Below are 17759 nucleotides of genomic sequence, written 5' to 3'. Positions count from 1 at the left end.
ATTTAGACTAAGTTTAATATTAGGAAGTAGGAGTTTACTTTGTTAAATACCTATCAATATAACACCCAACAAGAGGTGTTCCGTATCGTTCAAATTACGGATCCTCATCTATTTAAAGACACCAACGGTGAATTGTTGGGCATCAATACTCAAGCGAGTTTTTCTCAGGTTCTGACTGAAATTCAACAACAGCAATATGCTTATGATCTTGTGCTGGCTACGGGCGATTTAGTGCAGGACAGTAGTGACGAAGGCTATTTGCATTTTTGCGAAGGCGTCAAGGCGTTGGAAAAAATGGTATTTTGGATTCCGGGAAACCATGATTTTCAGCCGAAAATGTTTGATTTACTGACAAAAGATAACATTAGCGCGAAAAAGCATATTTTACTGGGTGATCGTTGGCAAATATTATTGCTGGATAGCCAAATTTCCGGTGTGCCCCATGGTCAACTTGGTGAATATCAACTGGATTGGTTGTTGGCAAAATTAAAAGAATATCCACAACGTTATTCTTTAGTGGTGTTGCACCATCACATTTTATCCACCCATTCCGCTTGGTTGGATCAGCATAATTTACGTAACGCCCATGAATTGGCCTATATATTGGCGCCATTTTCCAATGTCAAAGGGATTTTACACGGTCATATCCATCAACAAGTGGATGGCGAATGGCACGGCTACAAAGTGATGGCAACCCCTTCAACGGGCATTCAGTTTAAACCGGACAGCAATACGTTTGCCTTAGACACCGTTCAACCCGGTTGGCGTGAAATTGAACTGTACGCCGACGGGCGCATCGAAACCCGTGTCAAACGCATTCAGCACAAGACTTTCCTGCCAAATTTACAGGAAGAAGGATATTGATTGACGTTAAAGTGCGGTCGAAATTCACAACGTTTTTAAAGGGGATGTTTCATCCCCTTTATTTTTGCTACAATGCCACCTCTTTCATCTGTGGTTCGCAACCCTCCCACATAAAAAAACTAAGGATATATCATGTCAAATCAACCGAACAAAGCCCTTGTGATTTTCTCCGGCGGGCAAGATTCCACCACCTGTTTATTTCTCGCGATCAAAGAATTTGGTGCGGAAAATGTTGAAGTCATCACCTTTCAGTATGGCCAACGCCATGCCATCGAACTGGAAAAAGCCCGTTGGATTGCGCAGGATTTGAAGGTCAAACAAACGCTACTCGATACCAGTGTAATCAAAGCTATTACGCACAATGCCCTGATGGATCCAAACGCACAAATTAGTCAAAAAGACGATGAATTACCAAATACTTTTGTGGACGGGCGCAACGCCTTATTTTTGCTTTACGCCGCCATTTACGCCAAAAGCCAAGGCATTCGTGTCATTTACACCGGCGTGTGCGAAACGGATTTCAGCGGTTATCCCGATTGTCGCGACGTGTTTGTCAAATCCATGAACGTGACTTTAAACCTGGCCATGGATTACCCTTTTGACATTCGCACGCCACTCATGTGGTTAGATAAAAAAGACACTTGGGCACTGGCAGATCAACTCGGCGCATTCGATTACATCCGCCAACACACGCACACTTGCTACAACGGGGTAGAAGGTGGCTGCGGTGAATGCCCGAGTTGTATTTTACGAGAGCGTGGGTTGAACGCGTATTTGCAGGCACGTGACACTAAAAACGTTTAGAAAAAACACCGCACTTTTTAATGAATCAGTAGAAGATGAAATTACACTAAAAGTGCGGTTGGTTTTTAGCGGGAATCTAAAATATCCGTAAAATCCACCGCACTTCAACGCACTTGGCGTTTAAAACTGCTATAATCCCCGCCAATTTTTCCAACCATTGAGACCTTATGAAACAACTTTTTGCCACCACTGCCCGAGGGTTTGAAGAGCTTTTGAAATCCGAATTGACCGAATTAGGCGCACAGGATGCTAAAGTCGCGCAAGGCGGCGTGCATTACTGGGCGGATGATGAAACCCTGTATCGCACTTTGCTTTGGAGCCGTTTGAGTTCACGCATTTTATTGCCTATCGTGCAAGCCAAAGTCTTTAGCGATTTGGATTTATATTCTGCGGTGGTGGGCGTAAATTGGTTGGATTATTTTGATGAAAAAGTCCATTTTTTCGTGGATTTTAACGGTACAAACCAGGAAATTCGTCATACCCAATTCGGCGCAATGCGTGTGAAAGATGGGATTGTGGATTATTTTGAACGCCATGGTCGGGCTCGTCCAAACGTGGATAAAGAACAACCGGATATTCGTATTCATGCGTATTTGAATCGTGATGAGGTGGTGCTGTCGCTTGATTTGAGTGGTGATGCGCTGCATATGCGGGGTTATCGTGAAGACACCGGCAAAGCGCCGTTGCGTGAAACTTTGGCTGCTGCGATTGTACTGCGTTCCGGTTGGCAAAAAGGCACGCCGTTAGTGGATCCGATGTGCGGTTCGGGTACGCTATTGATTGAAGCGGCACAAATGGAAGCGCAAATCGCACCGCAATTATATCGTCTGCATTGGGGCTTTGATTTTTGGCAGGCGCATAATCAGGCAGCGTGGGAAAAGCTGAAAGAAGAGGCTTTAGCCTTGGCGGAAGCCGAAAAACAACGTGAAAATCCACCGCACTTTTATGGCTTTGATTTGGATCATCGCGTGTTGCAAAAAGCCAAACAAAACGCCAAAAATGCGGGCGTGGCGCATCTGATGCAATGGCAACAGGGCGATGTGGTGGCGATAAAAAATCCAAGTCCGAACGTAGCAGGCACGGTGATTTGTAACCCGCCGTACGGCGAACGTTTAGGCACTACGCCGGCGCTTATTGCCTTGTATTCTGTGTTTGGCCAACGCTTGAAACAACAATTTGCCGGCTGGAACGCATCTATTTTCAGTGGTGAGCCAAGTCTATTGGATTGCTTGCGCTTACGTTCTCATCGTCAGTTTAAAGCAAAAAACGGCCCGTTAGATTGCGTACAGAAAAATTATCAAATTGCCGAGCGCGCAGAGCAAAGTGCGGTAGAAAACGCCGTAGAATTTGACCGCACTTCTTCAGTTTCTTCTGAAGTAGCAGTGGATTTCGCTAATCGCCTGCAAAAAAATATCAAGAAAATTGAGAAATGGGCTAAGCAGCAAGGGCTAGACGCTTATCGCTTATATGATGCGGATTTGCCGGAATACAATTTGGCGGTGGATCGTTATGCCGATCACATTGTGGTGCAGGAATATGCCGCGCCAAAAAATATTGATGAAAATAAAGCGCGCCAACGGTTGTTGGATGCGGTGAATGCTACGTTGATCGTTACCGGTATTGAAACCAATAAGTTGATTTTAAAAGTGCGCCAAAAACAAAAAGGCACTAATCAATATGAAAAATTGGCGAACAAAGGCGAGTATTTTTATGTGAACGAATACGGCGCGAAGTTGTGGGTGAACTTAACAGATTATTTGGATACCGGCTTATTTTTGGATCATCGCCTGACCCGTAAAATGTTAGGTGAAATGGCGCAAGGCAAAGATTTCCTCAATTTATTTGCTTACACCGGTTCGGCAACGGTACATGCAGCGTTGGGTAAGGCAAAATCAACCACTACCGTGGATATGTCAAATACCTATCTCAACTGGGCGGAACAGAATTTGTTGTTGAACGACATTGAAGGTAAACAGCACAAACTGATTCAAGCGGATTGCCTGCAATGGCTAGAGAAATGCGACCGTCAGTTTGATTTGATTTTTGTTGACCCGCCGACATTCTCCAATTCAAAACGCATGGAAGACAGTTGGGACGTGCAACGGGATCACATTAAGTTAATGACGAATTTAAAACGTATTCTGCGTCCGAGCGGCACCATTGTGTTCTCTAACAACAAACGCGGTTTCAAAATGGATTTTGCTAAGTTGGAAGAGTTAGGCTTAAGTGCGGTAGAAATTTCTCACAAAACCTTACCGTTGGATTTTGAACGCAATAAGCAAATTCATAATTGTTGGCTGGTGCAAGCAGAGGCACACCGTTAATTATTCAAGAGATAAAAAAAAGCCCTTCAAGGGGAGAAGGGCTAAGAGTATTTGGAGTCATATTTTTATTAGGGGATGGCGACATTATAGCCATCTTGATTTATATTTCAACAAATCTGCAACAAAAAATTAACCTTTCTTTTCATGTGGATTGCGGGTGTTGGCGTTAACCAAATTACGCATGAGCAACGCATAATCCAAATGAATATCCTGTGGCATATCTAAAAAGACAAAGTGTCCGTCGCCCAAGGCCGCATCGACTTCAGCATTTTTTCGGTTGAGCATTTTGTTGATTTTAAACACGATGTTGCCTTGCGGTGTCATCATTTCCACTTCATCACCAAGCAAGAATTTATTCTTCACCGCTACTTCTGCCATGCCGAGTTCATTGCGTTTGCCGGTGAATTCGCCGACAAATTGTTGACGGTCAGAAATGGAGTAGCCGTAGTCATAATTTTGGTATTCATCGTGGGTGTGGCGACGTAGGAAACCTTCAGTATAACCACGGTGGGCAAGGGACTCTAAGGTGTCCATCAGATTTTCATCAAACGGTTTACCGGCGGCCGCATCGTCAATGGCTTTGCGATACACTTGAGCGGTACGAGCACAATAGTAGAAGGATTTGGTGCGACCTTCGATTTTTAAGGAATGCACACCAAGTGCAGTGAGTTTTTCCACATGTTGCACTGCGCATAAATCTTTCGAGTTCATGAAGTAAGTGCCGTGTTCGTCTTCAAAGGCGGTCATTTGCTCGTCAGGATTTTGCGCTTCGGTATAAAGGAACACTTTATCGGTTACTGTGCCTTCGCCCAACGTTGGGGCGACATTTTTCACCTCAATCTGTTGGCTTGGGTCGAATTTCGGCACGATATTGCCCACGTCATCCACTTTGCCTTCTTCCATTTTGTATTCCCAACGGCAGGCGTTAGTGCAGGTGCCTTGGTTTGGGTCGCGTTTGTTGATATAGCCGGAAAGCAGGCAACGGCCGGAATAGGCCATGCAAAGTGCGCCATGCACGAAAATTTCCAGTTCAATATCCGGCACTTGTTGGCGGATTTCGGCGATTTCATCAAGGGAAAGCTCACGCGATAAAATCACGCGGGTTAACCCCATTTGCTTCCAGAATTTCACAGTTGCCCAGTTCACCGCATTGGCTTGCACGGAAAGGTGAATATCAATGTCAGGGAAGTGTTCACGTACCAGCATAATCAAACCGGGATCGGACATGATCAGTGCATCCGGGCCCATGTCGATAACCGGTTGTAAATCTTTAATAAAAGTTTTGAGCTTGGAATTGTGCGGCGCAATGTTCACGACGACATAGAACTTTTTGCCTAGCGCATGGGCTTCATCAATGCCGATTTTTAAATTGGCGTGATTAAATTCATTATTGCGTACGCGCAAGCTGTAACGCGGTTGACCGGCATACACGGCGTCTGCGCCATAAGCAAAGGCATAACGCATATTTTTTAAGGAGCCGGCAGGGGAAAGTAATTCAGGTTTAAATAGGGTTGTCATAATGGTCTCTTGGTCTGATGTCAGGTCAGGAATTTGCGCAAGGCAAATGGAATAAAGACGGCTATTTTAGGCGGATTTTGCTTTTTGTAAAGCAAAAGTGCGGTCTGAAAAAATAACGTTTTTCGATTTTCATACATAAATATTTTAGATGATAATGAATTTCATTTTGTGCAGGCGTATAATGGCTTAGCTACTACTTAATTGAGGGAGCGAGTTCTGATTTGACGACTTAAAAAGGAGAATAAGTATGTTAAAAAATATTGAAAAGGCGACCGTTCTTAAACTTAATGATCTTTTGACATATCAGGATGGGCAGGTAATCAGTAAAACATTCTCACAAAATCCGGCCGTAGGATTAACCATGTTTTGTTTACCGAAAGGAGAAGAAATTAGCGCGCATAAATCTCGTGGTGACGCCCTTGTTACGATGTTGGAAGGTAAAGCCCGCATTACCATCGATAAAACCGATTATGAAGTAAATGGCGGCGAGAGTATTGTGCTTCCGGCAGATGTTCCTCATGCATTATATGCTTTGGAAAATTTTAAAATGTTTTTAACAGTAGTTTTCCCAAAAGAGGGAAGATAGTGGGGGAAACAGGCACTTGAAAAAGTGCCTTTTTACTGTAACAAATAAACGGTGGATTGATTGTCCTTTGATTTGTATTTAGGCTTGAAACAATCTCTTCGTTTTAGCAGAAAATAAAAAAGGAAGACATACAAAATAAACCTAATGATATTTTGTATACGATAAGAATATGAGGATTATTGTAAGTAAGAATAAAACAGCTTGATATTTGAGAAAATTGGCGGAACGGACGGGACTCGAACCCGCGACCCCCTGCGTGACAGGCAGGTATTCTAACCAGCTGAACTACCGCTCCGAATTAGAATTGAGATAAAAATTGGCGGAATGGACGGGACTCGAACCCGCGACCCCCTGCGTGACAGGCAGGTATTCTAACCAGCTGAACTACCACTCCGCACAGGTGAGGTGCATAATAATGGCGTAGGGGGATTCCGTCAACTTTTTTTTTTGTTTTTTTCGGTTACTTGTTTAATCGGTGAACGATTATTTTTACTGCAAGGTTTCCTCTTTTGTACGGCGATCCCACAGACAATTTTCTTTGCTTTTTTTGTTAATCAATTTGAGATATTCCAAATGGGCTTCCAGTTCTTCTTCTGTCGGTTTTAGCAAGCGTAAATTACGCGAAAAAGTCACCGCACTTTTCAGCTGATGATGCGTTACCGCTTGTTGAATCACGTCCTGTTCGCTTTCATCAAATAAACTGGTTTGCCCGCCGGTCATGGCAAGGTAAACGTCTGCTAAAATTTCCGAATCCAACAACGCGCCGTGCAGGGTACGTTTACTGTTATCAATATCTAAGCGGGAACATAAAGCATCCAAATTATTCTTCTTGCCGGGATACATTTGGCGCGCCATCACCAAGGTGTCGGTAACCGTGCAAATATCATTGGTTTTTATCGGCAAATTCAGCTTACGAAATTCATAATCCATAAAGCCCACGTCGAAGGGCGCATTATGGATCAATAACTCGGCACCTTTGATGTATTCAATAAATTCATTCGCTATCTGGCTAAAATCTGGTTTGTCCGCCAACATTTCATCAGTAATGCCGTGAACTTTAATGGCCTCGGGATCGATAGGCCGATCAGGTTTAATATAAATGTGAAAATTATTGCCGGTATAACGACGGTTAATTAGTTCTACCGCGCCGATTTCAATAATGCAGTGGCCTTCATAGTGGGCGCCTAATTGATTCATACCGGTGGTTTCCGTATCCAGTACGATCTGACGATTCTGATGGGTTTGAATACTCATAACTTCACTTTTTATCCGCAAAAATTTCGGGTATTATCGCCTCATTTGCAATAAATTAGTAGTCAATATGCGTAAACAAATCGAAATTTTTACCGACGGATCCTGCCTTGGAAACCCGGGCGCCGGAGGTATTGGCGTTCTGCTTCGTTACAAACAACATGAAAAAAGCCTCTCAAAAGGTTATTTCCTCACCACTAATAATCGCATGGAATTATTGGCCGTCATCGAAGCGTTAAATAGCCTCAAAGAGCCTTGCGACATCCATTTATACAGCGATAGCCAATACATGAAAAACGGCATTACGCAATGGATTTTCAATTGGAAAAAAAACAATTGGAAAGCCAGTAGTGGCAAACCGGTAAAAAACCAAGATTTATGGATAGCATTAGATCAAGCTATCGCTCGTCATAAGGTTGATTGGCGCTGGGTTAAAGGACACACCGGGCACCGTGAAAATGAAATCTGCGACCAGCTGGCAAAACAAGGTGCGGAGAACCCGACATTGCATGATGAAGGGTATCAAGGGGAGTAAATTTTTTAATGGTGGGGGCGAATAGTAGAAAATAAACGATTTTTTAACCGCACTTTTTCCGCAAGATCGAGCCGATTCGTTTTTTTGTATTCAACATGAAAAAGGGTGCATAAGCACCCTTTGTTATTATTGCGGAAGTGGTTAATTTAACCAACCTGCACTCATTAAGAAGTTCCACCATGTCATACCGATGGTGAGGTGGACGACGAGACTGCCGAAGGCAATGATGGCACCGGCTGTCCACCAAGATTTGATGTCGTTATAACCCGCACCGAAGGCAATTGGGCCCGGGCCGCCACCGTAGTGAGTGACAGATCCGCCGTAGGAGTTGGCGAATAATAAGCCGAGGGCAAGCAGTTGGGCCGGTGCGCCGGCAACATGGCCGACGGTGGCGAATACCGGCACCATGGCAGCAACGTAGGCACCGCCTGAAGCGAACAAGTAACGCACAGCCACACTTAAGGTGAGAATCACAATTAATGCAAGCGTGCCCTGGCCTTCAAATTGTAGAATCGCTTTTAAGGATTCCGCAAGCCATTCAAAGAATTTGGCTTTTTCAAGCAAACCGGACATCCCGATGATACCACCGTACCAAATCAAGGTGTTCCAGCCACCTTTGTTTTTCAAAATGTCATCCCAAGACACGATGCTTAACACAATACAACACACCATCACGATTAACGCAACGATGGTAGCATTCAGGTTAAGAGCAGAAGAGAAGATCCAACCGAATAAGGCAATGATAAATAACACAATCAAGGCTTTTTCGCGGTAAGACATCGGGCCTAATTCTTCCAACCCTTTACGGGCAATTTCTTTGTTATCCACTTCTTTCATTTCCGGCGGAGAAACCCAGTAGCAGATTAACGGAATTAAGAATAAACAGAGTAAACCAGGCACGGATGCGGCTAAGAACCAGTGTAACCAGTCGATATTGAAACCTAAAATCGGCGCCATTAAAGAAAGTGCAAGGGCGTTTGGCGCCATGGCGGTTAAGAAGATATAGGATGTGGTTTTAACCACCATATACACGTTCATCATTAAATAACGGCCGGCTTTTTTCGGACTTTTTTCAGGATCGGACCCCAGCGCCACCGCCACACTATTGATGATTGGGAATACGATCCCGCCTGAACGCGCTGTGTTAGACGGCGTTGCAGGAGAGAGCAGTAAATCCAAGAACATGGTTACATAACCAAGTCGCAAGGTCGTGCTACCCATAGCGCCAATCATGTGATAGGCAATACGTTTACCTAACCCAGTAATCACAAAGGCAGAACTCAGTGTGAAGGCAGTGAAGATCAGCCAAGTCGTACCGGATTTGTAGCCGTTGAGGATGTCACCGGCTTTCAGAAATTCTTTGGCGCCTTCGGTGTTACCGATAATCGCACCGGAAACTGCAACTGCCGCCAGCAAAATCACCGGTTCGCCGTAAGGTTTTAATACCAAACCTACAATGGTGGCGATATAAACCCCGAGTAAACGCCAAGCAATCAGAGAAAGGCCCTCCGGTGCCGGTAGTAGGAATGTGATGAGTGGAATCACCACTAGAATTCCCAGTTTTGCATTTTTAGATAGTGCCATTTTAATTACCTCTTAATGATAAAAAGAAAATCGCCAGTGCCAATAAATCGGCACTACCACCTGAACTTAAATTACGTTCAATGCAGGCAGCATCAAATTTCATTAATGCCCGTGTCAGTATTGCTTTATCCGATACGGTATGTTGATCTGCAAGCAGATCTTGAGCTGTTTGCCGTATAAAATGTAACCCGTCCAAACCGCCGCGATGAACCACATTGGTATCAGGATTGATTGCCATTAAATGCAACAACAGAATCAGTAAACGATGTTCCCGCTCCAACGGATGATACTCATCAAATTGCGGTAACAAAGTTTGAATTAGGTTAAAACCACTTTCCGCTTCACCGCGGGCGCCGGTTAAACCGTATTTTCGGAATAAGCGCACACCGGCTGTGACCGGCAAATGGTCGGGATAATGTTTCAGTTCGTCGGTGAGGCCTTGAGCAAATTGGGCGACAAGTGAGCAGATTAATTTAATATCAAAATCGACCGCACTTTGTGCCAAGTCTTGCCGTATCAATAAGCGTCCAATCGCTGTGCACACCAAACCGAAGGAAAAAATGGCCCCCTTATGGGTGTTAACGCCATGGGTGGCCTTAAACATCGCCTTTTCTGCCAACAGACCAAGAGGACGAACCTCCGCTAAGATTTGTTTTTCAGGCAAATGGGCGGTGGTCATGCCTTTGAGTACGAATTGCGTAAAAAAAGGGCGTAAACTGACCGCACTTTGCTCAAAGGTATGCAGGTTCATGTCCTTGTGCGAACCGTTGTTGACGGTATCCACCAAGCCCGGTTTCGGCGACAATCGTGCTTCTTGCACCAACGCCGAATAAACCTGCTCACCGATGTATTCCGCCACATCATGGCGTTGGGCGCGGGATTGCATTTCCGCCACAATTTCATCAACGGCGTGTTTACGGGTTCTGGCACAGATTTTTGCTTCATTGCCACACACTAAGCAGGCTCTTGGCGGAAGAGCAAAATCTGCACGGCTCAGCAGATTGCCTTTCGCATCGAACACATCCAAATCCCATAAACGGGCAAGAGGTATGCTTTCCTCCAATTCGATCGTTGCCGCTTTAAGCGCACGACCATCTATCGGCAACACAAAAAACCCCTCATGTCCCGTTACTAACGGACGAACAATTTCCTTTGTGGGCGTGATGTGCAACTGCATAAAAAGTGCGGTCAGATTTTCCAATGTTTTTGTAAAGACATAATCCAACAGGGCATTTTTCTTCACCCCGCCCACCGCCGTTAAGGTGACGCAAAGCAAGGTTTGCCCATATTGCGCTAACAGCTGTTGTTGCAGCAACGCACGCGCTTCCCGCGCAGATAAAAGCTGCTCAAGGGAGATTTCGGTTCCTGCTGTGGAAAAATGGTTTAGGGAAATTGCCATAAAAATAACTGTAAAAACGACCGCACTTTATGAATTTTTAGTCACTGCCACTTATTTTAGTAGCAGTTACTTATTACGATGGCGCGCGTCTCCCGACGCGAGCCTTCATTTTCTTATTTTTTATCAGCACGCGTCAGGAGACGCGCGCTATCGGTTGAGCGAAGAAAGTCACCCTTATTCTTTGACTTGATACACCGTATCGATCACCGTTCCGTCACGATAACGAACAACGGCGACCGGTTTATCGGTAAACTCAATTTCTTTTGGTTTGCCGGTTAAACTGTAAGCGCGTTTGCAAAGTTGTTCGATGGTAAATAACGGGATGCCTGCATCAGATAAGGCATTGATTAAATCCGGACGTTTCGGATTGACGGCAACACCGTGGTCGGTCACTAAGATGTCGATGTTTTCACCCGGCGTTACGCAGGTAATTACATTTTCCACTACGGTCGGGATACGTCCGCGTACTAATGGCGCAACGATAATCGCCACCTGCGCGGAAGAGGCGGTGTCGCAGTGACCGCCTGACGCGCCGCGAATCACGCCGTCGGAGCCGGTGAGTACGTTCACGTTAAATTTGGTGTCGATTTCCAATGCGGACAGAATCACTACGTCCAAACGCTCAACGGAGGCGCCTTTGGAACTGTAGTTGGCATATTGGTTGGCAGATACTTCAATGTGATTTGGGTTACGGGCAAGGGATTCGGCGGCAACGGCGTCGAAACTTTGCACATCGATCAGTTTTTTGATTAAGCCTTTTTCGTGCAGATCCACCATGCTGGCGGTGATACCACCGAGCGCGAAGTCGGCTTTAATGCCGTCACGTACCATTTTTTCTTCCAAGAATCGGGTTACCGCCAAGGAAGCGCCGCCGGTACCGGTTTGTAAGGAAAAGCCGTCTTTAAAATAACCGCTGGCGAAAATCACTTCGGCACATTTGCGGGCAATTAATAATTCGCGCGGGTTGGTGGTCATGCGGGTAGCGCCGCCACCGATTTTTTTCGGATCACCGACAGCATCCACTTGCACAATGAGATCCACTTGATCTTGGCCGATACTGATCGGGTGGTGCGGATAATCAGCGAATTCCTCGGTAAGCAACACGACTTTGTCGGCGTATTCGGCATCTACGCGGGCATAACCTAAAGAGCCGCACTTGCTTTTGCCGCTAAAGCCGTTAGCGTTACCGAATTTGTCACAGCAAGGCACACCTAAAAAGGCAACGTCGATTTTCAGTTCGCCGGATTTTACCAAATGCACGCGGCCACCGTGGGAGTGAATGTTTACCGGCTCGTCCAATAAACCGCGGGAAATTTGTTCGGCAAGCTCACCGCGTAAACCGGAAGAATAGATTTTGGTTACGACACCGTTTTTGATGTGATTGATAATCGGGTGGTGGCTGTCGATTAATGAGGAAGAGGCGAGGGTCAGATTCTTAAAGCCCATTTCGGCAATTTTATCCATCACCATATTGACGATGAAATCACCGGCGCGGAAGGCGTGGTGGAAAGATACGGTCATGCCGTCTTTTAAGCCGGAGCGTTTAATCGCCTCTTCCAAAGAGGCACAAAGTTTGCGGTCTTTCGCTGTACGGGCAAGGGATTCGGCTTTTGGAACTGCTTGATACACCGGACGATTGGCATTGAATTTGGCAATGCGTTGTTCTCTTGTTGTCATCTTTTTTCTCCCTTACTCTTCACGAATGCCTGATTTCGCACGTTCTAACACGAGTTTTGCACGATCAATAATCGGCGCATCAATCATTTTACCGTTTAAGGAAACGACGCCGGATCCTTGTTTTTCCGCTTCTTCGGCCGCTTCAATAATGCGTTTGGCCTGATCCACATCTTTTTGTGTCGGCGCAAACAAGTTGTGTAAGAGTTCGATTTGACGCGGGTTGATTAAGGATTTTCCATCAAAGCCTAACTGTTTAATTAATGCCGCTTCTTTTAAGAAACCTTCTTCGTTGTTGGCATTGGAATACACGGTATCAAAGGCTTGAATACCGGCGGCACGCGCCGCTTGTAAAATCGAACAGCGGGCAAATAGCAACTCGATGCCTTCCGGCGAGCGTTCAGTTTTAAGATTGCGCACATAGTCTTCCGCACCAAGAGCGATGCCGATTAAACGCTTGGAGGCGGTGGCGATTTGGTTTGCTTGAGTGATACCTAATGGCGATTCGATGGCCGCTAACATTTTGGTCGAACCTACTTCGCGACGGCAGGCTTTCTCAATGTCGGTAATTGCGTTATCCATATCAACCACATCTTGTGCAGTTTCGGTTTTCGGCATCCGCACCACATCAACACCGGCACGCACCACGGCATTTAAATCCAATAAACCGAATTCGGAATCCAACGGATTAACCCGCACTACAGTTTCGATTTCTTGATAAAGCGGGTGTTGAAGCGCGTGTGCGACTAATAAGCGGGCGGAATCTTTTTCTTTGAGGGCGACTGCGTCTTCTAAGTCAAACATGATGGAGTCCGGTTTATAAATAAAACTGTTGCTCAACATGGCGGCATTTGAGCCCGGTACAAACAGCATACTTCTTCTTAATTTCATAGCACGGCCTCCCAGTTAACGGTTTCATCGCTTGCACGTAATGCGGCGGCTTTTACGCGCGCCTGTAACACGCAGTCTAATGCGCCTTTGTCTTCCACTATCACTTGGGCCGCAGTGATGTTTAACTTGGCTAATACTGCGCGCACGGTAGCTTCAATTTGTTCACCAAACTGTTTTGCCACCGAGCTGTTGATTTCAATATCTAATGAATAAAAAGGTTGGATCCGTACTTGGGCATCACTGGATTCCAGCGTGCCGGCTACGGCTGCTTTCGTTATCTTCATAGGGTTTTCCTTCTATTGGGAGTAATCATTAAAAAACGTTTAAAAAAACGACCGCACTTTTTGGGTATTGCGCAAGACGTTTGTCAAGATGGTTGGTGAGCTTATCGAACAATGAGTTGAAATGTTCGCCTTATGCCCACGTACTGAAATGACTTATGCTTCGATAGACTCAGCAACCGTCATTTCATTTTGTAAATACGCCAATGTGCTCATTGGCACAAAATCCGCCAATGCCGTCCAATTTTTTTCGGCCAATAACTTTCTCACTGTTGAAGCGGAAATAACTTGGTTGTTTATGGTTTTTCTTGGGATTTCAATAACATTAATTGTCGGGCTATTTATTTCAGCGTTCGTCAACCAATAATGCATTTGGCGATTATATTCGGCAGTGACCGCACAATTCGGCTCGGTCCCCACAAAGCGGTGGGTGATGCCAAGGGCGGGCGCAATGTGTTGACGGAATAATTTAAGATCGATGGCAAAATAGCAGTCGTCCGTAAGGGTTTGGTCTTTTAGGAAATAATTAGGAAAGGTGGCTCGGGAAATAATATAGTCGGAGCCGGAATGGAGTGTAATATCGGATAAATCGGCAATGCCTTGTTTCACCAGCGCAAAACGTTCTGTATAAGAAAACTGTGAAGCATCTTCGCCGACGACAAATAAATGCAGATGATCACATTGCTGTAACGCTTGTTCTATTAAATAGCGATGGCCTAAAGTGAAGGGATTGGCATTCATCACGATGGTACCGATACGATTGCCCGCTACCCGCATGGTTTGCCATAAGGCACATTGTTTTTGTAAACGGGTGGCGCTGTTTTCCAACAGCACAACATAAGGTAGTGCGTCAGAGATGGTGTAAAAACCGCAGGATTTAAATAGCAGTGCGTATTCGGGTTTGGTATAGATAAAAAGGTGAGGACGTTTGAGTTCGTAGGCTAAATTGACTAATTCGGTGGCGAGTTTTAGGGCGACACCGTCGCCGCGTAAGGATTCATCAATGGCAACGCATTTTATAATATTGCCTGCCAAGCCACCGCAAACCGCCATGTCACCGGAGTCATGATATCCGACGATAAAATAGTCAATTTGTGCGTCCAACCCAAGCCCACTTTTTCTTAAAAACGCTCGAATGACGGACAAATCGTTGTGCTTGGCATCAATTCGCTCAAACTGCATACGCCCTCCGAGAATAAGTGAGAAAAAGTGAGTATATTCTACTTGAATTTAAACGTTTTTGCTAACTCCAAAATGGTATTGTTTATTTTCTCAAATTTGTTTTTTGTTGATTTTGTGACCTGGGGCAAATTTCTCATAAAAAAATGACCGCACTTTATGCTTATTTTTGCGCTTTGAAAGCAAATATGATACTTTTTGTCTGTCAATCCGACGGTAATAGTTAAACTTTTTATGAACGAAGAACACTCGACCAATCAACCCGAAGCCAGTAAAAAATCCTTTTTCCAATCTCTTTTCGGGCGCTTTTTCCAAGGCGAACTGAAAAATCGCGAAGACTTAGTGGAAGTTATCCGTGATTCCGAACAAAACGATTTAATCGACCAAGATACCCGTGAAATGATTGAAGGCGTCATGGAAATCGCCGAATTGCGCGTGCGTGACATTATGATTCCTCGATCTCAAATTGTGTTTATTGAAGCGGATCAGGATTTGGATTCCTGTTTAGATACCATTATTGAATCGGCACATTCCCGTTTTCCGGTGATTAATGATGCAGACGATCGCGACAATATCGTCGGCATTTTGCACGCTAAAGATTTATTGAAATATTTACGTGCCAACGCGGAAGAGTTTAACCTGTCGGATGTGATTCGCCCGACAATGATCGTGCCGGAAAGCAAACGTGTGGACAGAATGTTAAAAGATTTTCGTTCCGAACGTTTCCATATGGCAATTGTGGTGGATGAATTTGGTGGCGTCTCAGGTTTGGTGACTATTGAAGATGTGTTGGAGCAAATCGTCGGTGATATTGAAGATGAGTTTGATGAAGAAGATGTGGCAGATATTCGCCAGCTTTCCCGTCACACTTATGCGGTGCGGGCATTGACGGACATTGTCGATTTTAATCAAGAATTTAATACGCAATTTACCGACGAAGAAGTGGACACCATCGGCGGTTTGATTATGCAGGCGTTTGGTTATCTACCAAAACGCGGTGAAGAAATTACGCTGGAAAACCTCCACTTTAAAGTGACCTCCGCCGACAGTCGACGTGTTATTCAACTACGTGTTACCGTGCCGGATGAACATTTGCCGGAGATAGAAAAAACAGAAGGGGTTATCGACTAGTTTTTTATGTTTAATATGCCAATCCACCGTCTTCTTTAAAAAAATAGGGCAGAGGGATTGGATTAACGAAGAAAATAATTAAAGTTGTACTTTCAACGATGGCGCGCGTTTTCCAACGCGTGCCGTTTGTTTCATTAAATAACAAAAATTTAGGAATTCGCATCGGGAGATGCGTCCATCATGTTTATGAACAAATACTTAACTTATCTTATCGCACTGAGTTCTGGCCTTATTGGCGTGTTTGCTTTTGCACCTTTTAATTATTGGCCCCTATCTTATGTTTCCTTGCTCGGATTAATTTGGGTAATAAAAACGCCACAAAAATCCACCGCACTTTTCTCCGCATTTTTATGGGGCTTGAGCTTTTTCACGTTCGGTGTGAATTGGTTGCATGTCAGTATTCATCAATTCGGTGACGCCCCCTTGATGCTGAGCTATTTGTTAGTGGTAGTATTGGCAGCCTATTTATCTTTATATCCGCTTCTCTTTGCTTATCTAGTACGCCGCTTTCAAGTACAGCGGGCGGTGCTTTATCCTGTGCTATGGACGCTGACCGAATTTCTACGTGGCTGGGTATTGACCGGTTTTCCTTGGTTGCAATTCGGCTACACCCAAATCGATAGTCCGTTTGCGGGGATCGCACCGATTTTTGGCGTGACGGGATTAACGTTCTTTGTGATGTTCGTAAGCGCGGTCATTTTTAACGGCGTTTCTGCGTTGCTGACGGTGCCACGAAAAGTGAATGTGGCTGTTGCCAATGCTTTGATTTTGGCTGTTGTCGCCGTGCTTGCCGGCTATGCTTCTAAGGCGAAATATGTACAAGAAAATGCCGATAAAGCCGTTAATATCACCCTAGTTCAAGGCAATATTGAACAAAACTTAAAATGGGATCCTAATTATTTGTATCAAACCATGGAAAATTATGGTCGTTTGATCGGCAGTAATTTGGGAAAAACGGATTTGATTATTTTGCCGGAGGCTGCATTTCCCACTTATGAAAACAATATTCAGCCGTTTTTCGAGATGTTGCAATCCATGGCGGAAAAAGCAAATACGGAAGTGATGATCGGTACGATTTATCAAGATGAGTCCGTAGGGAAATTGCTTAATTCCATTGTGGTGGTCGGCAATAAAAATGTGCCTTATGAACTGCAAACGACGAATCGTTACAACAAACATCATTTAGTGCCGTTTGGTGAGTATGTGCCGTTAGAAAGCCTTTTGCGCCCGCTTGGTTCGGTGTTTAATTTACCTATGTCGGCCTTCCAAAGCGGAGATTTCATTCAAAAACCGCTATCGGCAAAAAATTTGAATTTCACCGCGGCGATTTGCTATGAGATTATTTTGGGCGCGCAGCTACAGAAAAACCTTGTGGCCAATTCCGATTTTATCGTGACAATTTCTAATGATGCCTGGTTCGGTAATTCTATTGGCCCGTGGCAGCATCTACAAATGGCGCAGATGCGGGCGTTGGAGTTTGGCAAACCGGTCATTCGCGCAACCAACACGGGCATTACCGCATTTATTGATGCACAAGGGAAAATTGTGGCACAAGCTCCACAATTTGTGGAAACCGTGTTAACGCATAACATGGCGCCGACAGAAGGCAAAACACCTTATGCTGTGTTAGGCGATACACCTTTATTTATTTTAAGTGCGGTCTTTTTCTTATTGCATTTATTGGGTGGATTAATTCAGCGCCGCATATTGAAAAAGGTGCAACATCCTATAGCTTAAA

General features: G+C 44.8%; 15 protein-coding genes, 2 tRNA genes and 1 riboswitch. Of the genes, 7 read left to right on the top strand and 10 right to left on the bottom strand.

Annotated features, from left to right (window positions below; all coding sequences use genetic code 11):
* Window positions 1–39: 39 nt before the first annotated feature.
* The 3 genes from cpdA (at window position 40) to rlmKL (ending at window position 3992) form a co-directional block, all read left to right on the top strand.
* Window positions 40–864: a 3',5'-cyclic-AMP phosphodiesterase gene (cpdA, locus tag EL144_RS03830; protein ID WP_005704224.1), complete on the top strand. Its 825-nt coding sequence runs from the start codon at window positions 40–42 to the stop codon at window positions 862–864.
* Window positions 865–948: 84 nt separating this feature from the next.
* Window positions 949–993: riboswitch (PreQ1 riboswitch) on the top strand.
* Between the two features lie 3 nt (window positions 994–996).
* Complete coding sequence (gene queC / locus EL144_RS03825; RefSeq protein WP_005704223.1) at window positions 997–1668, top strand: 7-cyano-7-deazaguanine synthase QueC; 672 nt, start codon at window positions 997–999, stop codon at window positions 1666–1668.
* Window positions 1669–1835: 167 nt separating this feature from the next.
* Window positions 1836–3992: a bifunctional 23S rRNA (guanine(2069)-N(7))-methyltransferase RlmK/23S rRNA (guanine(2445)-N(2))-methyltransferase RlmL gene (gene rlmKL / locus EL144_RS03820; protein WP_005704222.1), complete on the top strand. Its 2157-nt coding sequence runs from the start codon at window positions 1836–1838 to the stop codon at window positions 3990–3992.
* Between the two features lie 129 nt (window positions 3993–4121).
* Here rlmKL and trhP read toward each other — a convergent pair whose 3' ends face one another.
* Entirely contained in the window at window positions 4122–5510 is a 1389-nt protein-coding gene (gene trhP, locus EL144_RS03815) for a prephenate-dependent tRNA uridine(34) hydroxylase TrhP (RefSeq protein WP_005704220.1), read from the bottom strand.
* A 247-nt stretch (window positions 5511–5757) separates the two neighbouring features.
* Here trhP and EL144_RS03810 point away from each other — a divergent pair, with 247 nt between their 5' ends.
* Complete coding sequence (locus tag EL144_RS03810) at window positions 5758–6096, top strand: cupin domain-containing protein (RefSeq protein ID WP_005701394.1); 339 nt, start codon at window positions 5758–5760, stop codon at window positions 6094–6096.
* Between the two features lie 218 nt (window positions 6097–6314).
* On the opposite strand, the gene EL144_RS03805 is transcribed toward EL144_RS03810, so the two are convergent.
* From EL144_RS03805 to dnaQ, 3 genes are all read right to left on the bottom strand, one after another.
* A tRNA-Asp gene (locus EL144_RS03805) sits at window positions 6315–6391 on the bottom strand.
* Window positions 6392–6413: 22 nt separating this feature from the next.
* Window positions 6414–6490: transfer RNA gene (locus tag EL144_RS03800), tRNA-Asp, on the bottom strand.
* Between the two features lie 95 nt (window positions 6491–6585).
* Window positions 6586–7350, bottom strand: coding sequence for a DNA polymerase III subunit epsilon (dnaQ, locus tag EL144_RS03795; protein WP_050332843.1), 765 nt, complete (start codon window positions 7348–7350; stop codon window positions 6586–6588).
* A gap of 67 nt (window positions 7351–7417) precedes the next feature.
* Here dnaQ and rnhA point away from each other — a divergent pair, with 67 nt between their 5' ends.
* Complete coding sequence (gene rnhA, locus EL144_RS03790) at window positions 7418–7882, top strand: ribonuclease HI (protein WP_005701392.1); 465 nt, start codon at window positions 7418–7420, stop codon at window positions 7880–7882.
* A gap of 141 nt (window positions 7883–8023) precedes the next feature.
* On the opposite strand, the gene EL144_RS03785 is transcribed toward rnhA, so the two are convergent.
* From EL144_RS03785 to citC, 6 genes are all read right to left on the bottom strand, one after another.
* A complete protein-coding gene (locus EL144_RS03785) occupies window positions 8024–9466 on the bottom strand; it encodes an anion permease (RefSeq protein ID WP_005704217.1) in 1443 nt (480 codons plus the stop codon).
* Window position 9467: 1 nt separating this feature from the next.
* Window positions 9468–10865: a triphosphoribosyl-dephospho-CoA synthase CitG gene (citG, locus tag EL144_RS03780; RefSeq protein ID WP_005704216.1), complete on the bottom strand. Its 1398-nt coding sequence runs from the start codon at window positions 10863–10865 to the stop codon at window positions 9468–9470.
* A gap of 174 nt (window positions 10866–11039) precedes the next feature.
* A complete protein-coding gene (gene citF, locus EL144_RS03775) occupies window positions 11040–12542 on the bottom strand; it encodes a citrate lyase subunit alpha (RefSeq protein ID WP_005704215.1) in 1503 nt (500 codons plus the stop codon).
* Between the two features lie 12 nt (window positions 12543–12554).
* Window positions 12555–13430, bottom strand: a complete 876-nt coding sequence (citE, locus tag EL144_RS03770) for a citrate (pro-3S)-lyase subunit beta (protein ID WP_032995267.1) — start codon at window positions 13428–13430, stop codon at window positions 12555–12557.
* Entirely contained in the window at window positions 13427–13714 is a 288-nt protein-coding gene (gene citD, locus EL144_RS03765) for a citrate lyase acyl carrier protein (protein WP_005704213.1), read from the bottom strand. The genes citE and citD overlap by 4 nt, the downstream gene beginning before the upstream one ends.
* Before the next feature lie 153 nt (window positions 13715–13867).
* Window positions 13868–14893 (bottom strand): [citrate (pro-3S)-lyase] ligase, encoded by a 1026-nt coding sequence (citC, locus tag EL144_RS03760; protein WP_005704212.1) that lies wholly within the window; start codon window positions 14891–14893, stop codon window positions 13868–13870.
* Window positions 14894–15124: 231 nt separating this feature from the next.
* Here citC and corC point away from each other — a divergent pair, with 231 nt between their 5' ends.
* Window positions 15125–16021, top strand: a complete 897-nt coding sequence (gene corC / locus EL144_RS03750) for a CNNM family magnesium/cobalt transport protein CorC (RefSeq protein ID WP_005704211.1) — start codon at window positions 15125–15127, stop codon at window positions 16019–16021.
* 186 nt (window positions 16022–16207) lie between these two features.
* Window positions 16208–17758 (top strand): apolipoprotein N-acyltransferase, encoded by a 1551-nt coding sequence (gene lnt, locus EL144_RS03745; RefSeq protein WP_032995284.1) that lies wholly within the window; start codon window positions 16208–16210, stop codon window positions 17756–17758.
* Window position 17759: the final 1 nt, after the last annotated feature.

Origin of the sequence: Aggregatibacter aphrophilus ATCC 33389, assembly GCF_900636915.1 — a bacterium.
In the GTDB taxonomy this organism is placed as follows: domain Bacteria; phylum Pseudomonadota; class Gammaproteobacteria; order Enterobacterales; family Pasteurellaceae; genus Aggregatibacter; species Aggregatibacter aphrophilus.
Note: the sequence above shows the minus strand (reverse complement) of the source record. Positions and strands in the feature narration are given on the sequence as shown.

Coding starts and splice junctions, on each gene's coding strand:
- rnhA (WP_005701392.1), top strand. CDS start 7,418: ATGCGTAAACAAATCGAAATTTTTACCGACGGATCCTGCCTTGGAAAC.
- citE (WP_032995267.1), bottom strand. CDS start 13,430: ATGAAATTAAGAAGAAGTATGCTGTTTGTACCGGGCTCAAATGCCGCC.
- citF (WP_005704215.1), bottom strand. CDS start 12,542: ATGACAACAAGAGAACAACGCATTGCCAAATTCAATGCCAATCGTCCG.
- trhP (WP_005704220.1), bottom strand. CDS start 5,510: ATGACAACCCTATTTAAACCTGAATTACTTTCCCCTGCCGGCTCCTTA.
- citG (WP_005704216.1), bottom strand. CDS start 10,865: ATGGCAATTTCCCTAAACCATTTTTCCACAGCAGGAACCGAAATCTCC.
- EL144_RS03810 (WP_005701394.1), top strand. CDS start 5,758: ATGTTAAAAAATATTGAAAAGGCGACCGTTCTTAAACTTAATGATCTT.
- queC (WP_005704223.1), top strand. CDS start 997: ATGTCAAATCAACCGAACAAAGCCCTTGTGATTTTCTCCGGCGGGCAA.
- dnaQ (WP_050332843.1), bottom strand. CDS start 7,350: ATGAGTATTCAAACCCATCAGAATCGTCAGATCGTACTGGATACGGAA.
- corC (WP_005704211.1), top strand. CDS start 15,125: ATGAACGAAGAACACTCGACCAATCAACCCGAAGCCAGTAAAAAATCC.
- rlmKL (WP_005704222.1), top strand. CDS start 1,836: ATGAAACAACTTTTTGCCACCACTGCCCGAGGGTTTGAAGAGCTTTTG.
- EL144_RS03785 (WP_005704217.1), bottom strand. CDS start 9,466: ATGGCACTATCTAAAAATGCAAAACTGGGAATTCTAGTGGTGATTCCA.
- citC (WP_005704212.1), bottom strand. CDS start 14,893: ATGCAGTTTGAGCGAATTGATGCCAAGCACAACGATTTGTCCGTCATT.
- lnt (WP_032995284.1), top strand. CDS start 16,208: ATGAACAAATACTTAACTTATCTTATCGCACTGAGTTCTGGCCTTATT.
- citD (WP_005704213.1), bottom strand. CDS start 13,714: ATGAAGATAACGAAAGCAGCCGTAGCCGGCACGCTGGAATCCAGTGAT.